Source organism: Intestinimonas sp., assembly GCF_026169115.1.
Lineage (GTDB): Bacteria > Bacillota > Clostridia > Oscillospirales > Oscillospiraceae > Intestinimonas.
In genome coordinates this window covers 1-21,297 of record NZ_JAPFEA010000077.1, presented here as the reverse complement: position 1 = coordinate 21,297, position 21,297 = coordinate 1, and the positions used below count along the sequence as shown (strand labels likewise).

Genomic DNA, 21,297 nt, shown 5'->3' with positions numbered 1-21,297 from the left:
TGTGGGTTCAGGCGTTCTCGCCGCTGAGGACCTCAAATTTATAGCCCACGCCCCAGACGGTCTTGAGGCTCCACTGGTCGCTGATCCCCTCCAGCTTCTCCCGCAGGCGCTTGATGTGCACGTCTACCGTCCGGGAATCGCCGAAGTAATCGAAGCCCCATACCTCATCCAGCAGCTGGTTCCGGGTGAAGACCCGGTTGGGGGAGGCGGCCAGATGGTAGAGAAGCTCCAGCTCCTTGGGCGGGGTATCCACCCGTTTGCCGTCCACCAGCAGCTCGTAGGAGTCCAGGTTGATGACCAGCTTGTCAAAGGAGAGCTTTTTCTCCCCGCCCCCCTCTTCGGCGCCGTAGCGCCGGAGGACGGCGTGGATACGGGCCAGGACCTCCTTCATCTCGAAGGGCTTGACGATGTAGTCGTCGGCGCCCCCCTCCAGACCCTGGACCTTGTCTCCCAGCTCCCCCTTGGCGGTGAGCATGATGACGGGGGTCTTATCCCCCTCCCGGATCTTCTTGAGCACCGACCAGCCGTCCATCACGGGCAGCATGATGTCCAGCAGCACCAGGTCGGGCCGGAAGGACCGGAAGAGCTCCACGCCCTTTCCGCCGTCGGCGGCCACCTGGGTCTCGAAGCCCTCCTTTTCCAAATAGAGGTGCAGCAGTTCGGCAATGTTGCCGTCATCCTCCACAATGAGCACCTTTGTGGGCATAGGGACCTCCACCTTTCTTCTCGCGGCGGCTGCCGCGTCTCATCCTGACGGACCGGGGCGTACGCCGCGGCAATCCGTCCAGTTTACCCTATTATAATCCATTTCCCCGATGAAGGGTGAATTTTTTGTAAAAGCGGGTCTTCAGGCCAGGGGCTCGGTATAGGCCCGGTCAATGGACACCACGGTGAAGTAGGGCCCGCCGGGCAGGGCGTCCACCCGCTCGGCGATCCGGGCCTTGACCTCCTCGTCGGCAAGGGGGCACCTGTGGGGCACCACCACGTCAAAAATCAGGTTCTTGTGGTGGGGGCCCTGGGTCATCCGGAAATCGTGGATGGTCATGGCGGGGTCCAGCTCCCGGACCAGGCCGGCCACCCGCTCCTTGAGCTCGTTGGTCAGGGGGTCGGTGGTGGCGATGGGGTCCATATGGATCACCGCCTCAATGCGGTATTTTTCCTTGAGCTCCCGCTCGATGTCGTCGATGACGTCGTGGACGGCCAGCACATCGGCGTCCATGGGGACCTCGGCGTGGAGGGAGAGCATGCTCCGCCCCGGACCATAGTCGTGGATGATGAGGTCGTGGATGCCGGTGACGCTGTCGTGGGCCAGGACCGTCTGCTCGATGGACTGCACCAGGGCGGGGTCAGGGCTCTGACCCAGGAGGGGGTCCAGGGTGTCCTTGGCGGCCCCCCAGCCGGCCCGGAGGATGAAGACGGCCACCAGGATGCCCACCCAGCCGTCAATGTGTACGCCGGTGAGTCCCCCCACCAGAGTGCCCAGCAGCACCGCCGAGGTGGCCGCCGCGTCGGAGAGGGAATCGGCGGCGGTGGCCGCCATGGCCGCCGAGCCGATGCGCCGCCCCAGGATACGGTTGAAGCGGAACATCCACAGCTTCACCAGGATGGCGGCGCACAAAATACCCACCGACACCCAGGAGAGGGCGATCTCCTCCGGGTGGAGGATCTTCCCCACCGAGCTTTTGGCCAGCTCCACGCCCACCAGCAAAATGGCGGCGGCCACGATGAGGCCGGAGATGTACTCCATGCGGCCATGGCCGAAGGGGTGGTCGTCATCGGCCTTTTTGGCCGCCATGCGGAAGCCCACCAGGGTGACCACCGAGGAGCCGGCGTCGGAGAGGTTGTTGAAGGCGTCGGCGGTGATGGCGATGGACCCGGTGAGGAGCCCCGCCAGAAATTTCCCCACAGAGAGGAGCAGATTGAGGAAGATGCCCACCCCTCCGGAGAGCAGGCCGTAGCGTTGCCGGATGTCCGGGTCCTCCCAGTCATCAGGCCGGGAGATGAACCGTTTTACCAGAAAATCGACCATGCCGCACCCACTCCTCAGACCAGTTCCCGGTACATGGCGGCGGCGTCGCCCTTGCCCACGTTCTCAGCCACGGTGAGCACCTCGATCCGGGTCACCCGCTCGCCAAAGCGCAGCTCCACCACATCGCCCGGCTTGATCTCATAAGAGGCCCGCACCGGCCGGCCGTTGACGCTTACCCGCTGGTTGTCGCAAGCCTCGTTGGCCACGGTCCGCCGCTTGATGAGCCGGGAGACCTTGAGCCATTTGTCCAATCTCATTCCTGTTTCCTCCTTCTTCCCCCTGCGGGCGTTGATGGAAAGGCGGCTCCGGTGTTCCACCGGAGCCGCCTGAGCCTGTCGAAAAAGTGGAACCACGCAAAATAAGCCACAGGGGAATAGTGTGAAAGGGGGGCGGTGAGCCCCCGCTTTCGCGTTCAGTCAGGAACTTTTTCGATGAAATCGAAAAAGTCAGCAGCTTGTCGAAAAAGCCCCTTGGGGCTTTTTCGACAAGCTGAGGCGGCTCCGGTGTCACCGGAGCCGCCTTCTATTTTGTCATGGTGCCGTGCTTACTTGGAAACGGCGTCCTTCAGCGCCTTGCCGGGCTTGAAGACGGGGACCTTGGAGGCGGGGATCTTGATGCTCTCCTTGGTCTTGGGGTTGCGGCCAATGCGCTCGGCCCGCTTCTTCACCTCAAAAGCGCCGAAGCCCACCAGCTGGACCTTGTCCTCGTTGACCAGGCTCTCCACGATGGCGTCGATGGCGGCGTTGATGGCGGCCTCGGTGTCCTTCTTGGACAGGCCGGCCTTCTCGGCGGCGGCATTGATCAGTTCAGCTTTGTTCATATTCCTTACTCCTCCTAAGTGATCTGACTGGGAGCGGCGCTCCCACGGTTTCCTTACTCTTTCACTTTACTCAAAGCCCGCAGGCTCCGGCACAGTCGCCGGTACGAGCCTTCAAGCCTCTTGCTGTTTGACGGCGTCCCAGAGGGCGTCCATCTCGGCCAGGGTCATGGCAGAGAGTTCCTTCCCCTGGGCCGACGCGGCCTCCTCCACCGCCCGGAAGCGCCGGGCGAATTTGTCGCAGGCTGCCGTCATGGCCGTCTCCGGGTCCACATCCACGAACCGGGCCACGTTGACCGCCGCGAACAGCAGGTCGCCCAGCTCCTCGCTGATGTTGCTTCCCTCCCGGATGGCGCTCTGGAGCTCATCGGTCTCCTCCCGGAGCTTTTCCATGGCCCCGTCCACGCCGTCCCAGTCAAAGCCCACCTTGGCGGCCTTCTTCTGGACCTTCTCCGCCCGCCACAGGCCGGGCAGGCTCCGGGCCACGGCGTCCACGCTGTCAGCCGCCGTCTCCTGGTGCTTCTCCTTCTGCTTGAGGGCGTCCCAGTTGACCAGCACCTCGGCGCTGTCCGCCGCCTTCCCATCCCCAAAGACATGGGGGTGGCGGTAGATGAGCTTTTTGCAGATCCCGTCGGCCACGGCGGCCAGGTCTCCCCGGCCCTCCTCTTCCTCCATACGGGCGTGGAAAACCACCTGGAGGAGCAGGTCCCCCAGCTCCTCCCGCAGGTGCTCGGGGCTGCCCTCGTCGATGGCCTCGGCCACCTCATAGGCTTCCTCCAGCAGGTTGCGCCGGATGGACTTGTGGTCCTGCTCCCGGTCCCAGGGACAGCCCCCGGGGGCGCGGAGGACACGGACGATCTCCACCAGGTCTGATATGTCATAGCTGGGTTTCTGTTCAAAATCTATCATATTTCCGCCTCTTCTGCAAGTTCTTTTTTCTTTCCTGCCCTTACAGCCGCAGCAGCCTGGCGATCTTGTCGCCCTTGGGCATAAGGGCCAGATCTTCCCGGGAGAGGACCTTCAGGGCCACTACCAGCACGGCGTAGACCACCACGCCCGCGCCGATGCCGCCCAGGGTGGCCAGGATGCCGCCGTCCAGGAGGCGGCTGAGCAGGCCGTAGACCGCCCACACGGCGACGCCCATGAGCCCGGCAGCCGCCATGGGCTTGGCAAAGACCCGGGTGTAGGACGGGGCGGCGGGGATGACCCGCTTGATGAGCAGCAGCTCCAGCACCGCCACGATGATATAGCACACCAGGGTGCCCACGGCGGCCCCCACGGCCCCCATGCTGCGGACCATGAAGCTGTTGACGATGAGCTTGGCGGCGCAGCCGGCGACCATAATGAAGATGGGCAGGTTCACAAAGCCACTGGCCTGGAGCACCGAGTTGCACACCAGCATGATGCACACGAAGATGGAGGCGATGCCCAGGAGCATCATGGAGGGGTCGGCGATGGCGTGGTCGGTGGCGGGATAGAGCAGGTGCATGACGGGGGAGGAGAGCACGGTCAGTCCGATGCCGGCGGGAAGGGCCAGCAGCATGCCGATGCGCATGGAGGACTCGGCGATCCGCCCCGCCCCCCGGAAGTCCCGCCGGGCCCGGCAGGCCGAGATGGCGGGGATGACGCTGGCGGTGATGGCCACCATGAAGGAGGAGGGCAGGTTGTAGATGGTGATGGCCTTCTGGTAGGCGCCGTAGGCCGCCACCACCGGGTCGGTGAGCTCCATATCGTGGTACCACTGGGCGCTCTGGGCGTTCATGGTGTCCCGGAGGATATTCTGGACCTGGGCGGTGTCCAGCCAGGAGGTGATGGGGGTCACCGAGGCGCACAGGGTGATGGGCACGGCGATGACCAGCAGCTTTTTCAGGATCTCGCCGTGGCCCTCCGGCGTATCGGTCAGGCGGCCCGTTTCGCTCCTACGTCCGTGGACGTGCTCCACGATGAGATAGATGAGGCAGATGCCCGCCCCGCAGGTGACGCCGAAGATGGCCCCGGCGGCGGCGTCCGCCGAGGAGGCCCCCGCCCGCACCAGGGCCCAGGCCAGGGCCAGGCCGATGACCAGCTTGCCTAGGGCCTCAATGATCTGGGACACCGCCGTGGGCACCATGTTGCTGTGCCCCTGGGCGTAGCCCCGGAAGGTGGAGAGGACGCAGACGAAGAAGCAGGCGGGCGCGATGGCCTGGACGGCGTGGACCGCCATGCCGTCCCCCTGGAGGTCGGCCAGGGGCTGGGCCAGGAGGAACATGACGGCAAAGCTGACCGCGCCCAGGACTACAAAGGTGACCAGGGCCACGTTGAAGGTGCGGTGGACCTGATTCCGCCGCCCCAGGGCGTTGGCCTCGGAGATGCTCTTGGAGAGGGCCACGGGAAGGCCCGCCGTGGAGACCATCAGCAGCAGGTTGTAGATGATATAGGCGTTGTTGAAGTGGCCGAAGCCCTCGTCGTCCAGAATGTTCCCCAGAGGGATCTTGTAGAGGGCGCCGATGAGCTTGACGATGGCGATGCCCACGGCCAGGATGGCGGCGCCGCCGAAGAAGGTGCTTTTCTTTTCACGATTACCCAATGGGTCGCACAGCCTTTCGCAATGAGTCTGGGGCGGGTCAGCGCCCAAAGAGGAGGGGCAGGGCGTAGCCGGCCACCTCTTTCTTCACCCTGTCGATGTCGATGGTGAGGAACTCCCCGTTTTTGTATATGACCTTGCCCCGGGCCATATTCATGACCACGTTGGAGCCGTGGGCGGCGTAGGCCAGGTTGTTGGCGGCATCGTGGCAGGGGATGAGGTTGAGGGCCTCGCTGTCCAGGAGGATAAGGTCGGCCTCATAGCCCTTTTCGATGCGGCCGGTCTTCCGGCCCAGGGCCTTGCCGCCGTTGACGGTGGCCATCTCCAGGGCGTCCCAGGCGGTGAGGGCCAGGGGGTCGCAGCGTACGCCGTTTTGCAGGATGGCGGCCAGCTTCAGGTCTCCGAAGAAGTCGGTGCAGTTGTTGGAGCTCACCCCGTCGGTACCCAGAGCCACATTGACCCCCGCCTTTTTGAGGTCCACCACCGGGGCCACGCCGGAGCCCAGCTTCAGGTTGGATACGGGGTTGTGGATGGCGGAGACCCCCTTTTCGGCCAGGAGGGCCCAGTCCTCGGGGGTGGTCCAGACGCAGTGGGCGGCGATGGCCCGGACGTCGAAGACCCCGTGCTCGGCCAGAACAGCGGCGGGGGTCTTCCCGCCGTGGCGGGATTTGCACGCCTCGTGCTCGGTCTGGGTCTCGGAGAGATGGACGTGCATGCCCAGGCCGTGGTCGGCGGCATACTGGGCCATCCAGTCCCACAGTCCGGCGTGGGAGGTGTACTCCCCGTGGATGGAGGCGTCCACCCGGATACGGCCATCGTCCCGGCCATGCCACTGCTCGGTGAGGGCCCGCTGCACGGCGCAGTCGTGGTTCTTGTCCGGGTCAAAGGGCTCCTCGAACTGGACGCCGCCGCAGGAGACGTTGGCGCTGATGCCGGCGCTCTCCACCTCCCGGAGGACGGCGTCGGTGTGCATATACATGTCGGCGATACAGGTGACGCCGGAGGCGATCATCTCGGCCAGTCCCAGGGCGGCGCAGGCCCGGACGGCCCGGTCATCCCACTTGGCCTCCACCGGGAAAATAAAGTTGTGGAGCCAGTCCTGGAGGTTGTTGCCGTCGCCGTAGCCCCGCATGGCGGTCATGGGCACATGGGTGTGGGCATTCACCAGGCCGGGCAGGAGGATGCCCCCCTTGCCGTCGATGCACTTTCCGGTAAAGCCCTGGGGCCGCTGGGCCCCGAAGTCAACGATCTGGTGGCCGTCCACCACCACATAGGCGTTGGGCAGGACGGTGTGGGCGGGGTCCATGAGGACGGCGGTGACATTGTAGATCATGGTAGACATGCAAGCGCGCTCCTTTCTTTCCGGACCGGTCACAGCCGGCCCAGGCACTCCAGCACCAGGCGGGAGAACTTGTCCTTGCAGGCTTCGGCGGCGTCCAGCACCTCCTGCTCGGAGAGGGGCTGGTCCAGAATGCCGGCGGCCAGGTTGCTCACCAGGGTGAAGCCCAGCACCTGCATGCCGCAGTGGCCGGCGGTGAGGACCTCCGGGGCGGTGGACATGCCCACGGCGTCGGCCCCCGCCAGCCGGGCGAAGCGGACCTCCGCCGGGGTCTCGTACTGGGGCCCGGGGAAGTACATGTAGACGCCTTCCCGCAAAGCGATGCCCAGGTCGGCAGCCGCCTTCCGGGCCAGGTCCTGGAGGGCGGGGGTGTAGAGGTGGGAGGCGTCGGGGAACCGGGGCCCGAATTCGGGCAGATTCTCGCCCCGAAGGGGGGACTCCATGAAGATCTTGATGTGGTCGGTAATGAGCATGAGGTCGCCGGCCTGAAAGTCCAGGTTGACGCCGCCGGCGGCGTTGGTGACGATGAGGGTGTCGCAGCCCAGCAGCTTCAGCACCCGGACGGCGTAGGAGACCTCCTCGTAGGAGTAGCCCTCATAGTGGTGCATGCGGCCCTGCATGACGGCCACCTTCTGGCCCCGGAGGGTGCCGAAGACCAGCTGGCCCTTGTGGCCGGGGGCGGTGGAAGCCTTGAAGTGGGGGATGTCGCGGTAGGAGACCTGGATGGGGTCCTCCACCACGTCGCCCAGGAAGCCCAGGCCGGAGCCCAGGATCATGGCCACCTTGGGGACAAAGGAACCCAGCTTGGCACGGATATAGTCGGCACTCTCCTGGTATTGGGAAAAGGTATAGCTCATAGGTGGTCCTCCTTTGTGTGTCTGCATGATTTGACGTACAGGCATTTTACACCACACGGGGAAAAAAAGCAAGAAAAGCCGGTACTTTTGGCGGGCGAAGGCTCCATCCTGTGGGCGGGCGCGAAACTTTTCCTTGCCAGCGGCCCGGTCCCGTCATATAATGGACACCCACGAAGGAAAGTGACCACGATTTCAGGAGGTATGCACCATGGAACTGACACAGGCAGACATCGCCCGGGTGAAGGCCCTGGGTTTCCTGCGCAACCGGGGCACGGCGTTCTTTTCCGGGCGGATCGTCCCCAGCGGTACCGTCTTCACCGCGGAGGAGCTCTCCGCCGTGGCCGAGCTGGCCGCCGCCTACGGCAACGGCAGGGTGATCCCCACCGTCCGCATGACGCTGGAGCTGCCCGGCATCCCCTACGAGCGCATCGACGAGATCATCGCCGCCGCCGCGGACAAGGGGCTGCGCTTCGGCGGCACCGGCGCCAAGATCCGCCCGGTGACGGCCTGCAAGGGCTCCACCTGCGTCTTCGGCATGTATGACACCCAGGCCCTGGCCCGGGACATCCACGAGCAGTATTACCTGGGCTGGACCCAGGTCTCCCTCCCCCACAAGTTCAAGATCGCCGTGGGCGGCTGCCCCAACAGCTGCATCAAGCCCAGCCTCAACGACTTCGGCATCGAGGGCCGCCGCACCCCCGACGGCGTCCGCTTTCAGCTCTACCTGGGCGGCACCTGGGGCCGCACCACCCGCATGGGCTCCGCCTTCCCCCGGCTGGTGGAACAGGAGGAGATCTTCCCCCTGCTGGAGAAGACCATCCTCTGGTTCCGGGAAAACGCCTGGCAGAAGGAGCGCCTGGGGGCCGCCGTTGACCGCCTCGGCGAGGAGGTCCTCTTCGCCGCCCTGGAGGGCGATGACCTGCTCTCCCGCAAGGACGCCATCCTCTCCGCCCCCCTCCTCCAGAAGCCCTGAGTCCTTTTCTTGTTCGTCCTTTTCTTGAAAGAAAAGGACCAAAAGAACTTTGGTACCGTACTCGGCGGGGACATCGTTCCACCATCCGCCTCCACTGTCGCAGGGCCTCCCCCGTCATTCTGAGGCCATGGGCCGAAGAATCCGTACCTTTGTCCCCTGATGTCTCCCGGAAAGACGGGGACTTCGGATTCTTCGCTTCGCTCAGAATGACAAGGTGGTTTGGCGCGCAATCAGGGGCCCCGGGAAAGCGCACAGCGCTTTTCTGGGGAGAGGAGGGGCAAGGGAGCGAAGCGAGACCTGGCCGTCAGGCCGGGGTGAGCGGTGCGGACTTTGCCCCGACGACGTCGCGCCCCACAAAATCAAGTGGTGCCATGGGCGCGTCTAGGAAGCCGCGCCCCACACAAACGGCGTCCCGTATCCCTGGGCACCACAAAATGGCCACGGGAGAAGCCAGAGAACGCCAAAACCCCCGCTCCGCCGGCAGGAACCGGCGGAGCGGGGGTTTTTTCCGATCAGAATTTGTTCTCGGTACGGTAACGCTTCTGGGGGACATAGGTACAGTGGAGGAGCTCGTGGGCCTTGTGGCTGCCGGGCTCGCCCAGATAGTCCTTGTAGACGGCCTGGACCACCGGGTTCTCATGGCTCTTCCGGATGGGCATGCCCTCGTCCTGCTTGTAGAGGGCGGCGGCCCGGAGGGCGGGGACGTCGGTGAAGGAGCGGACGTCGGCGGGCTGGATGGGCTGGCCGCCGCCGTTGATGCAGCCGCCGGGGCAGGCCATGAACTCAATGAAGTCATACTGCATGGTGCCGTTCTTCACCCCGTCCAGCACTGCCTTGGCGTTGTGGAGCCCGGAGGCGGCGCAGACCCGCACCGTCCGTCCGGCCAGCTGGTACTCGGCCTCCTTGATGCCCTTCATGCCCCGGACCTCGTGGAACTCCAGGGGCTTCATCTCGCCGCCGGTGAGGATCTCCACCACGGTGCGCAGCGCGGCCTCCATCACGCCGCCGGAAGCGCCGAAGATGACGGCGGCGCCGGTGCTCAGGCCCAGCATGGGGTCGAACTGCCCGTCGGGCAGGTGGTCAAACAGGATGCCGGAGCGCTGGATCATCCGGGAGAGCTCCCGGGTGGTGATGGAGATGTCCACGGGCATGCAGCCGTTGGCCATGCGCTGCTCCTCCCGCTGAACCTCATACTTCTTGGCGGTGCAGGGCATCACAGAGACCACCACGATGTCCTTGGGGTCGATGCCCGCCTTCTCGGCGTAGTAGCTCTTGACCAGGGCGCCGAACATCTGCTGGGGGGACTTGCAGGTGGAGAGGTTGGGCAGCATGTCGGGGTGGTGCTGCTCGCAGTAGCGGATCCAGCCGGGGGAGCAGGAGGTAATCATGGGCAGCGCGCCCCCCTCCTTGAGCCGCTGGAGGAACTCGGTGCCCTCCTCCATGATGGTGAAGTCGGCGGCATTGTTCACGTCGAAGACCTTGTCAAAGCCCAGGCGGCGCAGGGCGGTGACCATCTTGCCCTCCACGTTGGTGCCGATGGGCATTTTGAAGCACTCGCCCAGGGTGACCCGGACGGAGGGGGCGGGGCCCACCACCACATGCTTGGTGGGGTCGTTGAGGGCGGCCCACACCTTGCCGGTGTCGTCCTTCTCGGAGAGGGCGCCGGTGGGACAGGCCACGATACACTGGCCGCAGGAAACGCAGTCCACCTCGGAGAGGTCCCGGTCAAAGGCGCAGCCGATGTGGGTGGCAAAGCCCCGGTCGTTGCAGCCGATGACCCCCACCTCCTGGGTGGCCCGGCACACCGAGACGCAGCGGCGGCACAGAACGCACTTGGAGTTGTCCCGCACCAGATGGGGGGCGGAGTCCTCGATGCGGGGGAGCAGCTCATCGTTGGCGTAGCGGACGGCGTCGATGCCCAGCTCGGCGGCCAGCTCCCGGAGCTCGCAGTGGGCGTTCCGGGCGCAGGTCAGGCAGTCCATCCGGTGGTTGGAGAGGATGAGCTCCAGGGTGAGCTGACGGGAGTGGCGGACCCGCTCGGTGTTGGTCCGGACCTCCATGCCCTCGCTCACCGGGTAGACGCAGGAGGCCACCAGGCTCTTGGCCCCCTTGACCTCCACCACGCAGATGCGGCAGGCACCGATCTCATTGATGTCCTTGAGATAGCACAGGGAGGGGATCTTGATGCCGGCGCTCCGGGCGGCCTCCAGAACAGTGGTCCCCTCCGGCACGGTAACGGAGATGTCGTTGATTTTCAGAGTCACCATTTTCTTATCCATCTTTTTCTCCCCTCCTTAATGCTTGGAAATGGCGCCGAAGCGGCAGTTGTCCATGCAGGCGCCGCACTTGATGCACTTGTTGGGGTCGATGACGTGGGGGGCCTTCACCGCGCCCATGATGGCGTCCGCGGGGCAGTTCTTGGCGCAGAGGGTGCAGCCCTTGCACTTGGCGGGGTCGATGACGAAGTGCAGCAGGTTCTTGCACACACCGGCGGGGCAGCGCTTTTCCACCACATGGGCGATGTACTCGTCCCGGAAGTGGTGCAGGGTGGAGAGCACCGGGTTGGGGGCGGTCTGGCCCAGGCCGCACAGGGCGCTTTGCTTGATGTGCTCGCACAGCTCCTCAATGGTGGTCAGGTCCTCCATGGTGCCGTTGCCGTCTGTGATCTTGGTGAGGAGGTCGTAGAGCCGCTTGGTGCCAATGCGGCAGGGGGAGCACTTTCCGCAGGACTCGTCGATGATGAACTCCAGGAAGAACTTGGCGATGTCCACCATGCAGTTGTCCTCATCCATGACGATGAGTCCGCCGGAGCCCATCATGGAGCCGATGGCGCCCAGGGAGTCATAGTCCATGGGGGTGTCGATGAGGCTGGCGGGGATGCAGCCGCCGGAGGGGCCGCCGGTCTGGGCGGCCTTGAACTTCTTGCCGTTGGGGCAGCCGCCGCCGATCTCCTCGATGACGGTGCGCAGGGTGGTGCCCATGGGGATCTCCACAAGGCCCGTGTTGGTGATCTTGCCGCCCAGGGCGAAGACCTTGGTGCCGGTGGAGCCCTTGGCGCCGATGGAGGCGAACTTGTCCGCGCCGTTGTTCAGGATCCAGGTGATGTTGGCGTAGGTCTCCACGTTGTTGAGGAGGGTGGGCCGGGCAAAGAGGCCCTTGTTGGCGGGGAAGGGAGGCCGGGGATGGGGCTCGCCCCGCTTGCCCTCGATGGAGGTCATAAGGGCGGTCTCCTCGCCGCAGACAAAGGCGCCCGCGCCCAGGCGCAGCTCCAGATCGAAGTCGAAGCCGGTCTCAAAGATGTTCTTGCCCAGCAGGCCGTATTCCCGGGCCTGGTCGATGGCCGTCTGGAGGCGGTGGACGGCGATGGGGTACTCGGCGCGGACGTAGATGTAGCCCTGGTGCGCGCCGATGGCGTAGCCGGCGATGGTCATGGCCTCAATGACGCTGTGGGGGTCGCCCTCCAGCACGGAGCGGTCCATGAAAGCGCCGGGGTCGCCCTCGTCGGCGTTGCAGCAGACATATTTCACCCCGTCGGGGCTGACCGAGTCATGGGTCATCTGCCATTTGCGGCCGGTGGGGAAGCCGGCGCCACCCCGGCCCCGGAGCCCGGAGGCCAGAATGGTGTCGATGACCTGCTGGGGGGTCTGCTCCGTGAGGGCCCGGCCCAGGGCCTCATAGCCGCCGGTGCCGATGTACTCGTCGATGCTCTCCGGGTTGATGACGCCGCAGTTCCGGAGGGCGATGCGATACTGATTTTTGTAGAAGCGGGTCTCGGAAAGGCTGGTGACCTTTTCGGCGCTCTCCCCCTCCCTGTGGAGGAGCCGCTGGACGATGCGGCCCTTGACGATGTGCTCGGAGACGATCTCGGCCACGTCGTCGGTGGTCACATGGGTGTAGAAGGCCCCCTCGGGATAGACGAGGACCACGGGCCCCATGGCGCACAGGCCAAAGCAGCCGGTCTTGACCACACGGGCCTCCTGCTCCATGCCCTGGGCCTTGAGCTCCCGCTCAAACGCCTCGATGATCTTGGGGCTGTTGGAGGAGGAGCAGCCGGTGCCGGTGCAGACCAGGATGTGGGATCGGACAAAGTTCATCTCTTACCCCTCCTCATTCCGCCGCCCCGATGGTGTACTCGGTGACGGGATTGTGATTGACCAGATGCTCGGCGACGATGCGGGGCACCTTCTCCGGCGTCAGCTTGACATAGGTGACCTTTTCCTCTCCCGGGACGTAGACCTCGGCGATGGGCTCCAGGCGGCACACCCCGATGCACCCGGTCTGGGTGACGGTGACATTTTTCAGGTCCCGCTTGGCCACCTCCTCCAGAAAGGCGGTGAGGACCGGCCGGGCGCCTGCGGCGATGCCGCAGGTGGCCATACCCACCACGACCCGGATGTCGTCGGCGCTGTTTTCACGAATATCGATCTGCTTCTGCATTTTCTCTCGGATGGCTCTGAGTTCTTCCAGGCTTTTCATATCTTCACTCCCTAACGTGTTGGTCTGGGTCATTGGGGCGGCTCACCCGATCGCCTCCTCCCCCTCCGCCACATAGGCGCGCATCCACTGAGCCACCTCCGGCTCGGAGAGGGGCACGTCCGGCCCCAGCACGGCCCGGATCTCCGCCGTGTCGAAGCGGAACTCCCCCCGCCCGGTCCGCCGGGTGTAAGTGAGCTCCATCCCCTCGGGCAGGCCCTGGGCCAGCAGGGCGACGGTGGATGCGGTATCCCCCAGAGGGGGACAGTCGATGTGATCGGAGTGAAAGACGGCGGTGACGGTGGTCCCCGCCCCAAGCTGACTCTCCACCCGCAGCGCCCCGCCGGTCTGCTCTGCTGCCAGACCGAGAAAGGGCAGGCCCAGGCCCACCTTTCTGGTGGTGCGGGTGGTGGTGAACGGATCGGTGACAGCGGCCAGGAACTCCGGGGACATGCCCCGGCCATCATCGGCCACCGTGAGCGACAGACTCCCGCCCCCCTCCTCCACCGTCAGGTCCACATGGCGGGCCCCGGCGGCAATGGAATTCTGGGCGATGTCCAGCAGATGGAGAGAGAGCTCCTTCATTCCCCTTCCTCCTCACAGCGGTCCGGCGCGGTCACCGCGTTCACCCGCGCTTATTCGTAACGGTCCAGGATGGCCCCCACCTGATCGGGGGTCAGCCGGCCATAGACATCGTTGTTAATCATCATGACGGGGGCCAGGCCGCAGGCGCCGATACACCGGCAGGCGTCCAGAGAGAACTTCCCGTCAGGGGTGATGGAGCCGGGCTTGATGCCCAGCCGCTGCTGCACCGCCTCCAGCACGTCGGAAGCACCCTTTACGTAACAGGCTGTGCCCAGGCACAGGCTGATCTGATATTTACCCTTGGGGTTGAGGGTGAACTGCGCATAGAACGACGCCACCCCGTAGACCTCGCTGAGGGGGATCTCCAATCCCTCGGCCACCATGATCTGGACTTCCTCCGGCAGATAGCCGAAGATCTCCTGGGCCGCCTGGAGCACGGGCATCGTCGCGCCGGGCTGTCCCTTGTGCTCAGCAATGACCGCGCGCAGCCGCGCTTCCTGCTCCGGGGTGCCGTTGTAGGGTACAACGGTCTTCACATTTGGCATAGTCACGTTCCTCCTTTTTTCCCATCCGTGGACCGCCGCCCGGCAGAGGCCCGGGAGACGGTGTCCTTTTATTTTAACCTTTGGCTTTCGTCACTTCAACTCATTTTCTTAAATGAAACAAACTTTTTTACAAAATGACAAAGCCCGGTTCCAGTTTCCCGCCGTCAGCGCCCGCCCCGGCGCAGCCAGGCCATCACCGCCTCCCTGGACCGGGCGGGCACCTCCATGGCCTGCTCGGCCTGGACGATCTGGTGGAGGTAGTGGGCGTCAGTGCCGGTGATGGTCTCCACCCCCCGCAGGTCCCGCCGGCCACGGAGCAGGTCCGGCGGACAGCGCCGGGAGACCTCCGCCAGCGGGAAGCCCATGGCCGGGTCCCACAGGCCCAGGTTGGAGAGGAGAGAATAGCTCTCCCGGTCGATGTGGGCGGGGTAGGCCACGCCGCCGAAGGACTCCGTCAGGGCAGCCGCCTCATAGACCCCGATGTTGGTCGCGCCGGAGAGCATGGCGGTCTCCTCCCCCACCACATGGTCATCCACATCCATCAGAAGCTGCCTGCCGAAGATGGCCGGGTCGTTGGTCCGCCCCTCCATGCGCCGGTAGACCTCCGCCTGAAAGGCCATGGCCCGGTCCAGGTCGGGGAGCAGGCACACCACATGGACCTCCTCCAGGGTACACAGCTCCATGCCGGGGATGGCCAGCAGGCCGTATGCCTCAGCCGCCTGGCAGAAGGCGGGGCAGTTGCCGCAGGTGTTGTGGTCGGTGAGGGCGGCCACGTCCAGCCCGGAGAGCTTGCACATCCCGGCGATGGTGGCCGGGGTCATGGCCTCGTCCCCACAGGGGGAGAGGCAGGAGTGGAAGTGAAAATCAAAATACAGTCGGATGCCCATCCACCTCCCTGATGTATCCCCGCCGTCTCACCGCAGGAGCTGCTTGAGCACGGCGGCGGCGTCAAAGGTGGAGAGCTTTGTCCCCAGGATGTTGATGTTCTGCTGCTCAGCCCTCTGCCGCAGGGCCTCGTCGGGCCGGACGCCCTCGGTGAGCACCACGCAGGAGACCTCCGCCATCAGGGCCACGGCGGCCACATTCTGGTTGGACATGATGGTCAGCCAGACATTGCCGGTCTGGGCCCTGCCCATGACCCAGCTGAGCAGGTCGCCTACATAGCCGCCGCTGACCTCCCGCTCGGGCTCGGGCATGATGAATTCTGTCAATGCCATCACATGGGCCAGTTCTCTTACGTTCAATTCCGGGGACCTCCTTCTGGTTTCTTGCCTTGGCTCTGCCGCTGCCGGAAGGGCGCGGGCAGGTATTCGTCGGCATAGCCGGTGCCCGCCATGTACTGCATGCGCTCCCGCACCTTGAAGATGCAGTCCTCCATGCTGGCCCGCCCCTGGACCACGTCCTCGGCCAGGGCGTGGCAGGAGGGGGCCCCGCAGGAGCCGCAGTCCAGCCCCGGCAGGCTCCGCTCCAGCTCCTCGATCCGGACCAGCTTTTCCAGGGCGGCGCCCCGGTCCTGGTCCAGCTGGAGGGCGGGCAGGTATTGGAGCTCCCGGTCCACCCGGACCAGCTCCCGGTCTCCGCCCCGAAAGTCGTACCGGCTCCGGGAGACGGGCAGGCCCTTCATCAGCTTTTTGATGCGCATCCGGGCGCCGTAGGGGTTCTCCACCGTGAGACAGCCCCCCACACACCCCTGGGTGCAGGCGCACAGCTCAATGAAATCGGCCTCCGGAAGGCGGCCATCCTCAATCTCCTCCAGCATGTTGATGCAGTTTTCGATGCCGTCCACCGCCAGGTAGCTCTGGCCCAGCCGGGCGGCTGACTCGCCGCCGCAGCAGGCCCAGCCCACCCCCATGATCCCCACGGAGCACAGGGGGGCCACCTCCTCCAGGTCCCGCATGGGCCCCAGCAGATGGAGGTAGATGTCCCGGATGGCAAAGGCTCCGTCCAGCACCGGCTTTTCCAGCCCCTCGGGGGTGTGGGCGGCGGTGACCTGGGAGGAGCAGGGGACGATGGAAAAGATGCCGATCTCCTCGGGGGGGAGCCCCGTCTCGGCCTCGGCCTCCCGCCGGGCCAGAATGGCGGCCAGCTCCACCGGCGTGATGGTGGGGTTGACGTTGGGGATGAGCTTGGGGAAGCGGGTGCGGATCAGCCGCAGGATGGTTGGGCAGGCCGAGGAGATCTGGGGCATGACCTTGTTCTCCCCGCTGCTGATGCTGTGGCGGGCGTAGTCGGAGAGGATCTCCGCCGCCCGGGCCGTCTCAAAGACCTTTTGGAAGCCGATCTGCAAAAGGCCGTTGAGCACGATGTCGATGTCGTCCAGGTGCTGGAACTGGCCGTAGAGAGCGGGGTCGGGCAGGGCCACCCGGTAGCGGTACTTCTCCAGCTTTTCCAGGCTGTCGCTCACCGACTTGACGGCCTTGTGGGGGCAGACCTGGATGCACTTGCCGCAGTCGATGCACCGCTCGTTGAGGATGGTGGCCTTGCCGTTGCGGACCCGGATGGCTTCGGTGGGGCAGTTCTTGATGCAGGTAGTGCAGCCCAGACATCGCTTGTACTCCAGGCGCACGGAATGTTTCATCATGGTGGGATCACCCCGTTTCAAAGGGACGCCCCAGAGCGGGCGCCCCGTCTTTTCAGTTGATGTGGATCTTCATGGTGACGGTAGTGCCTACCCCCACCTGGGTGTCGATGGCCATATCGTCGGAGCACCGCTTCATGTTGGGCAGGCCCATGCCCGCGCCGAAGCCCAGGTCCCTGGCCACGTCCCCGGCGGTGGAGAAGCCCTCCTCCATGGCCCGGTCCACGTCCGGGATGCCGGGCCCCCGGTCGGTGAGCCGGATGGTGATGGCGTCCATTCCCACGATCACCTCCACCTCGCCGCCGTCGGCGTGGATGACCATGTTGATCTCGCCCTCGTACATGCAGATGGAGGCCCGGCGGATGATCTCCGGGGGCAGGCCCATTTTTTTGAGCGTCATCTTCATCCGGCTGGAGGCTTCTCCGGCCTGGATGAGGTCCCCGCCGTCCACGGCGTAGGTCAGCTTCAGGTCTTCCATCCTCACTCCCCCGCCAGTCCTCTGCTGTAAAGCAGGCCGCAGGCAATAAACATGCGCTGCTCCGAGCGCATGACCACGATCTCCCGCTCCCGGGCCAGGTCCAGGATGTCCTCTCCCGGCGCCTTGCCCCGGACAAAGATGATGCACTTCATGTCCATCATCTCGGCGGTGCGCACCACCTGGGGGTTGACCATTCCGGTGAGCAGGAGCGCCTGGTCCTTCACATAGGCCAGCACATCGCTCATGAAGTCGCTGGCGCAGGCCGACCGGACCTCCCGGTCCAGGTGCTCCTCCCCACACAGCACGTCGGCGTTCAGGATATCCCTGATCTCAAACAAATCCATAAGCGTTCCCCTTTCGTCGGCCCGGACGGGCCGCCCTGGTTGCTCCGCGCCGGCACAGACCTCTCCGGGCAGAGCTTGCTTTTTTTATTTTATCACATCCCGCCTCCAGATGAAACAGATTTTTCGTCACTCTGCACCTGTCGGGGGAAGGTCTTTTCTCCCAGAGGCGCATATCATACAAAAGATGGAACCGCCCAGGACACTTTTTGTGTCTTCCGGTCATTGACATTTGTTTTCCATGTGGTTATAATACCCTTCAACACAGTAAAGCGGTCCATGGCCGCGGCGCTGGGTCGGGCCGCGTATCCCCTCGGGCGGCTCAAATCAGAATAGGAGGCTTGTCAACCATGAGCAACACCCGCGTGTATAACTTTTCCGCCGGTCCCTCCATGCTCCCTCTCCAGGTCCTGGAACGGGCGGGCTCAGAGATCACCAATTACCAGGGCTCCGGTATGTCAGTCATGGAGATGAGCCACCGCTCCAAGGTGTTTCAGAAGATCTTTGACGACACCCAGGCCAAATTCCGCCGGCTGCTGAAGGTCCCGGAGGGCTACAAGGTCCTCTTCCTCCAGGGCGGGGCCTCCACCCAGTTCTCCGCCGTGCCCCTCAACCTCATCGGGAGGACCGGCAGGGCCGACTACGCCGTCACCGGCAACTTCTCCAGTCTGGCCTACAAGGAGGCCAAGAAGTACGGCGAGATCTCTCTGGCCGCCTCCAGTGAAGACAAGAACCACACCTACATCCCCGCCCAGGACCAGCTGAAGCTGGACCCCCAGGCGTCCTATTTCTACTACTGCGCCAACAACACCATCTACGGCACCGAGTGGCAGTACATCCCCGACACCGGCGACGTGCCCCTGGTGTGCGACATGTCTTCCGACATCCTGTCCCGTCCGGTGGACGTGGGCAAATACGGCGTCATCTTCGCCGGGGCCCAGAAGAACATGGCCCCCGCCGGGCTCACCGTGGCCATCGTCCGGGAGGACCTGGCCGGCCACGAGCTGCCCTACACCCCCAAGATGCTGGGCTATCAGATCATGATCGAGAAGGACTCCATGTATAACACCCCGCCCTGCTGGTGCATCTACATGCTGGGCCTGGTGCTGGACTGGCTGGAGGAGCAGGGCGGCGTGGAAGGCATGGAGGCCATCAAGCACGGCAAGGCCCAGATGCTCTACGACGTCATTGACCATTCCCGGCTCTTCACCTGCGCCGCCGAGCCCGGCTCCCGGTCCGATATGAACGTGACCTTCCGGTCCGTCAGCGAGGAGCTGGACGCCAAGTTCGTCTCCGAGTCCACCGCCGCCGGCTTCACCAACCTGAAGGGCCACCGCAACGTGGGCGGTATGAGAGCATCCATTTACAACGCCATGCCCGTGGAGGGCGTGGAAAAACTTTGTGATTTTATTAACACGTTCGACAAAAACAACTGAGGAGGGGCTTCCAAATGGCTGACAAAATGCTGGAGGCAAACGAGCAGGCCCGGCAGAAGGCCGCTGAGCTCCACCGCCGGATGCGGGAGATTACTGCGGAGATCCACCGGGAACACCCCTGCCCCGCCATCCGCTTCACCCTGGAGCGGGGGGAGCCGGGCATCTTCGAGAGCAAGGTGGGGGGCACCCCCTACCTGCCCCACGATATGGACTGGCCCCTGGACGGGGAGGGGCAGGTCATGGACCTGCTGGCCCAGATCGACTGCGCCGGGCTAGCGGGGCTGCCCGACTTCCCCACTGCCGGGCTGCTGCAATTTTTCCTCGCCCGTGACGACGTGTACGGCATGGACTTTGACGAGCCCGCGACCCAGAAGGGCTTCCGGGTGCTCTACCACGAGACGGTGGATCAAACCGTTACCGCCGGGGAGGTACAGGCCAAGCGCCCGGCGCGGGAGGACGAGGAGGACTGGAACACCCCCCTGGGGAACCCCAGCCGCATCTGCCTCCAGCCGGTGGGGGAGCAGGGGATGAACGAGCAGGCCCCCCAGTTCAAGGACCTTTTTGCCCAGAAGTGGAACGCCCGCTGGCCGGAGATGCCCATTGAGGACTCCTGGGACGTGTATCAGCAGATCCCCAACCGCCTGCGGGACTACAACGCCACCGAGGACCCCGCCTTTTCCGCCCCCTATCACCAACTTGGGGGCTGGCCCTACTTCACCCAGGACGACCCCCGGCTCCCGGAGGGACCCTTTGCGTCCTTCGATACCCTCCTGTTCCAGCTGGACAGCGATTTATCCGAGGGGGAGCGGGACTTGGTGCTGTGGGGGGACAGCGGCGTGGGCAACTTCTTTATCAGCCGGGAGGACCTGAAACAGCGGGACTTCTCCCGGATACTGTACCACTGGGATTGCTGCTAAAAAAGGAGTATCGTTTCATGTACCGAATCAAAACGCTGAATAAAATTTCTCCCACCGGCCTGGCCGTCCTGGACGCCAACCGGTTTACCGTTTCCGACAGCGTGGAGAACGAGGACGGCATCCTGGTCCGTTCCGCCGATCTCCATGAGTACGCCTTCCCCGACGCCCTGCGGGCCATCGCCCGGGCGGGGGCCGGCACCAACAATATCCCCATTGACCGCTGCTCCGAGGCGGGCATCGTGGTCTTCAACACCCCCGGCGCCAACGCCAACGCGGTGAAGGAGCTGGTCATCTGCGCCCTGATGCTCGCCTCCCGGGACATTGTGGGCGGTGTGGAGTGGGTCAAGGCCCAGGCCGCCGCCGGCGAGGACGTGGCCAAGGTGGTGGAGAAGGGCAAGAGCCAGTTCGTGGGCCCGGAGATCGCGTGCAAGCGCCTGGGCGTCATCGGCCTGGGGGCCATCGGTGTCCAGGTGGCCAACATCGCCACCAAGCTGGGCATGGAGGTCTGCGGCTACGACCCCTACCTCTCCGTGGACGCCGCCCTCTCCCTGTCCCGAATGGTCCACCACGTCACCGACCTCACCGCCATCTACAAGACCTGCGACTACATCACCATCCATGTGCCCCAGACCAGCGACACCAAGGGCATGCTCAACGCCGCCGCCTTTGACCAGATGAAGACCGGCGTGCGGATCATCAACCTGGCCCGGGGCGGCCTGGTCAACGACGGGGATATGCTCGCCGCCCTGGAGAGCGGCAAGGTGGCCCGGTACGTCACCGACTTCCCCGACAACGCCATGGCCGGGGCCCGGAATGTGGTGGCCATCCCCCACCTGGGCGCCTCCACCCCCGAGAGCGAGGAAAACTGCGCCGTCATGGCGGCCCAGGAGCTGCGGGACTACCTGGAGACGGGCAACATCCGCAACTCCGTCAACCTGCCCACCCTGGGGCAGGACTGGTCCGGCGAGACCCGGCTGTGCATCATCCACCGGAACATCCCCAACATGCTGGCCTCCATCACCAACACCCTGGCCAGGGACAGCGTGAACGTGGAGAACCTGACCAACAAGTCCAAGGGGAACTACGCCTACACCATTGTGGACGTGGGCCAGCGGGTGGGCGACGCCGTGGCCGACGAGATCCGGGCCGTGGACGGCGTCCTCCGGGTCCGGGTCCTCAGACACTGAGCAAATAGAGCAAATGAAAAAACTCCCCCGCGCCGTCGGCTGAACTGAACCAGTAAAAACGGACAGTGACAAAATACCCCCTGATGTAGGAAAATAGACTACATCAGGGGGTATCGTTATGCGGAAACGAAATTACACACAGGTTCAGGGGCTGCTGCCGGAAATCAAAGTCATGCTGT

General features: G+C 64.7%; 22 protein-coding genes. 4 read left to right on the top strand and 18 right to left on the bottom strand.

Going from position 1 to position 21,297, the window contains the following annotated elements; translation table 11 throughout:
- Positions 1-7: 7 nt before the first annotated feature.
- The 8 genes from Q0Y09_RS07240 to Q0Y09_RS07205 all read right to left on the bottom strand — a co-directional run bounded on the left by Q0Y09_RS07240 (position 8) and on the right by Q0Y09_RS07205 (position 7,605).
- Positions 8-706 carry a response regulator transcription factor gene (locus Q0Y09_RS07240; protein ID WP_297719763.1) on the bottom strand — a complete coding sequence of 233 codons (699 nt, stop codon included), beginning with the start codon at positions 704-706 and terminating at the stop codon, positions 8-10.
- 141 nt (positions 707-847) lie between these two features.
- Positions 848-2,029 carry a cation diffusion facilitator family transporter gene (locus tag Q0Y09_RS07235; RefSeq protein WP_297719760.1) on the bottom strand — a complete coding sequence of 394 codons (1,182 nt, stop codon included), beginning with the start codon at positions 2,027-2,029 and terminating at the stop codon, positions 848-850.
- Between the two features lie 14 nt (positions 2,030-2,043).
- Positions 2,044-2,286, bottom strand: coding sequence for an RNA-binding S4 domain-containing protein (locus Q0Y09_RS07230; RefSeq protein WP_297719757.1), 243 nt, complete (start codon positions 2,284-2,286; stop codon positions 2,044-2,046).
- Positions 2,287-2,573: 287 nt separating this feature from the next.
- The gene (locus Q0Y09_RS07225) at positions 2,574-2,849 is read right to left on the bottom strand and encodes an HU family DNA-binding protein (RefSeq protein WP_130848290.1); all 276 of its coding nucleotides are present in this window, start codon (positions 2,847-2,849) and stop codon (positions 2,574-2,576) included.
- Between the two features lie 111 nt (positions 2,850-2,960).
- Entirely contained in the window at positions 2,961-3,755 is a 795-nt protein-coding gene (gene mazG, locus Q0Y09_RS07220) for a nucleoside triphosphate pyrophosphohydrolase (RefSeq protein WP_297719752.1), read from the bottom strand.
- Positions 3,756-3,795: 40 nt separating this feature from the next.
- A complete protein-coding gene (locus Q0Y09_RS07215; protein ID WP_297719749.1) occupies positions 3,796-5,412 on the bottom strand; it encodes a polysaccharide biosynthesis protein in 1,617 nt (538 codons plus the stop codon).
- Between the two features lie 37 nt (positions 5,413-5,449).
- Complete coding sequence (locus tag Q0Y09_RS07210) at positions 5,450-6,751, bottom strand: amidohydrolase (RefSeq protein ID WP_297719746.1); 1,302 nt, start codon at positions 6,749-6,751, stop codon at positions 5,450-5,452.
- A 29-nt stretch (positions 6,752-6,780) separates the two neighbouring features.
- On the bottom strand, positions 6,781-7,605 hold the full coding sequence (locus Q0Y09_RS07205) for a purine-nucleoside phosphorylase (RefSeq protein ID WP_297719743.1): 825 nt from the start codon (positions 7,603-7,605) through the stop codon (positions 6,781-6,783).
- Between the two features lie 208 nt (positions 7,606-7,813).
- Here Q0Y09_RS07205 and Q0Y09_RS07200 point away from each other — a divergent pair, with 208 nt between their 5' ends.
- Positions 7,814-8,578 (top strand): (4Fe-4S)-binding protein, encoded by a 765-nt coding sequence (locus Q0Y09_RS07200; RefSeq protein ID WP_297719741.1) that lies wholly within the window; start codon positions 7,814-7,816, stop codon positions 8,576-8,578.
- Positions 8,579-9,090: 512 nt separating this feature from the next.
- Here Q0Y09_RS07200 and Q0Y09_RS07195 read toward each other — a convergent pair.
- The 10 genes from Q0Y09_RS07195 to Q0Y09_RS07150 form a co-directional block, all read right to left on the bottom strand.
- Complete coding sequence (locus Q0Y09_RS07195) at positions 9,091-10,857, bottom strand: NADH-dependent [FeFe] hydrogenase, group A6 (RefSeq protein ID WP_297719738.1); 1,767 nt, start codon at positions 10,855-10,857, stop codon at positions 9,091-9,093.
- A 15-nt stretch (positions 10,858-10,872) separates the two neighbouring features.
- On the bottom strand, positions 10,873-12,672 hold the full coding sequence (locus tag Q0Y09_RS07190) for an NADH-quinone oxidoreductase subunit NuoF (protein WP_297719735.1): 1,800 nt from the start codon (positions 12,670-12,672) through the stop codon (positions 10,873-10,875).
- 13 nt (positions 12,673-12,685) lie between these two features.
- Complete coding sequence (locus Q0Y09_RS07185; RefSeq protein WP_297719732.1) at positions 12,686-13,054, bottom strand: (2Fe-2S) ferredoxin domain-containing protein; 369 nt, start codon at positions 13,052-13,054, stop codon at positions 12,686-12,688.
- A 42-nt stretch (positions 13,055-13,096) separates the two neighbouring features.
- Complete coding sequence (locus tag Q0Y09_RS07180) at positions 13,097-13,636, bottom strand: ATP-binding protein (protein WP_297719731.1); 540 nt, start codon at positions 13,634-13,636, stop codon at positions 13,097-13,099.
- Between the two features lie 50 nt (positions 13,637-13,686).
- Positions 13,687-14,181, bottom strand: a complete 495-nt coding sequence (gene nuoE, locus Q0Y09_RS07175) for an NADH-quinone oxidoreductase subunit NuoE (protein ID WP_297719727.1) — start codon at positions 14,179-14,181, stop codon at positions 13,687-13,689.
- Positions 14,182-14,345: 164 nt separating this feature from the next.
- On the bottom strand, positions 14,346-15,068 hold the full coding sequence (locus tag Q0Y09_RS07170; RefSeq protein ID WP_297719724.1) for a PHP domain-containing protein: 723 nt from the start codon (positions 15,066-15,068) through the stop codon (positions 14,346-14,348).
- Between the two features lie 27 nt (positions 15,069-15,095).
- Entirely contained in the window at positions 15,096-15,425 is a 330-nt protein-coding gene (locus Q0Y09_RS07165) for a DRTGG domain-containing protein (protein ID WP_297719722.1), read from the bottom strand.
- On the bottom strand, positions 15,422-16,762 hold the full coding sequence (locus tag Q0Y09_RS07160) for a [Fe-Fe] hydrogenase large subunit C-terminal domain-containing protein (protein WP_297719719.1): 1,341 nt from the start codon (positions 16,760-16,762) through the stop codon (positions 15,422-15,424). Before Q0Y09_RS07160 ends, Q0Y09_RS07165 begins: the two co-directional genes overlap by 4 nt.
- A gap of 52 nt (positions 16,763-16,814) precedes the next feature.
- Complete coding sequence (locus Q0Y09_RS07155) at positions 16,815-17,237, bottom strand: ATP-binding protein (RefSeq protein ID WP_297719716.1); 423 nt, start codon at positions 17,235-17,237, stop codon at positions 16,815-16,817.
- Positions 17,238-17,239: 2 nt separating this feature from the next.
- Positions 17,240-17,581, bottom strand: coding sequence for a DRTGG domain-containing protein (locus tag Q0Y09_RS07150; protein ID WP_297719713.1), 342 nt, complete (start codon positions 17,579-17,581; stop codon positions 17,240-17,242).
- 347 nt (positions 17,582-17,928) lie between these two features.
- On the opposite strand from Q0Y09_RS07150, the gene serC reads away from it, so the two are divergent.
- From serC to Q0Y09_RS07135, 3 genes are read left to right on the top strand one after another with little or no spacing between them, the layout of a single operon-like run.
- Positions 17,929-19,014, top strand: a complete 1,086-nt coding sequence (serC, locus tag Q0Y09_RS07145; RefSeq protein WP_297719711.1) for a 3-phosphoserine/phosphohydroxythreonine transaminase — start codon at positions 17,929-17,931, stop codon at positions 19,012-19,014.
- Positions 19,015-19,028: 14 nt separating this feature from the next.
- Positions 19,029-19,931, top strand: a complete 903-nt coding sequence (locus Q0Y09_RS07140; protein WP_297719709.1) for a DUF1963 domain-containing protein — start codon at positions 19,029-19,031, stop codon at positions 19,929-19,931.
- A gap of 17 nt (positions 19,932-19,948) precedes the next feature.
- Positions 19,949-21,118, top strand: a complete 1,170-nt coding sequence (locus Q0Y09_RS07135) for a phosphoglycerate dehydrogenase (protein WP_297719707.1) — start codon at positions 19,949-19,951, stop codon at positions 21,116-21,118.
- The last annotated feature ends 179 nt before the right edge of the window (positions 21,119-21,297 follow it).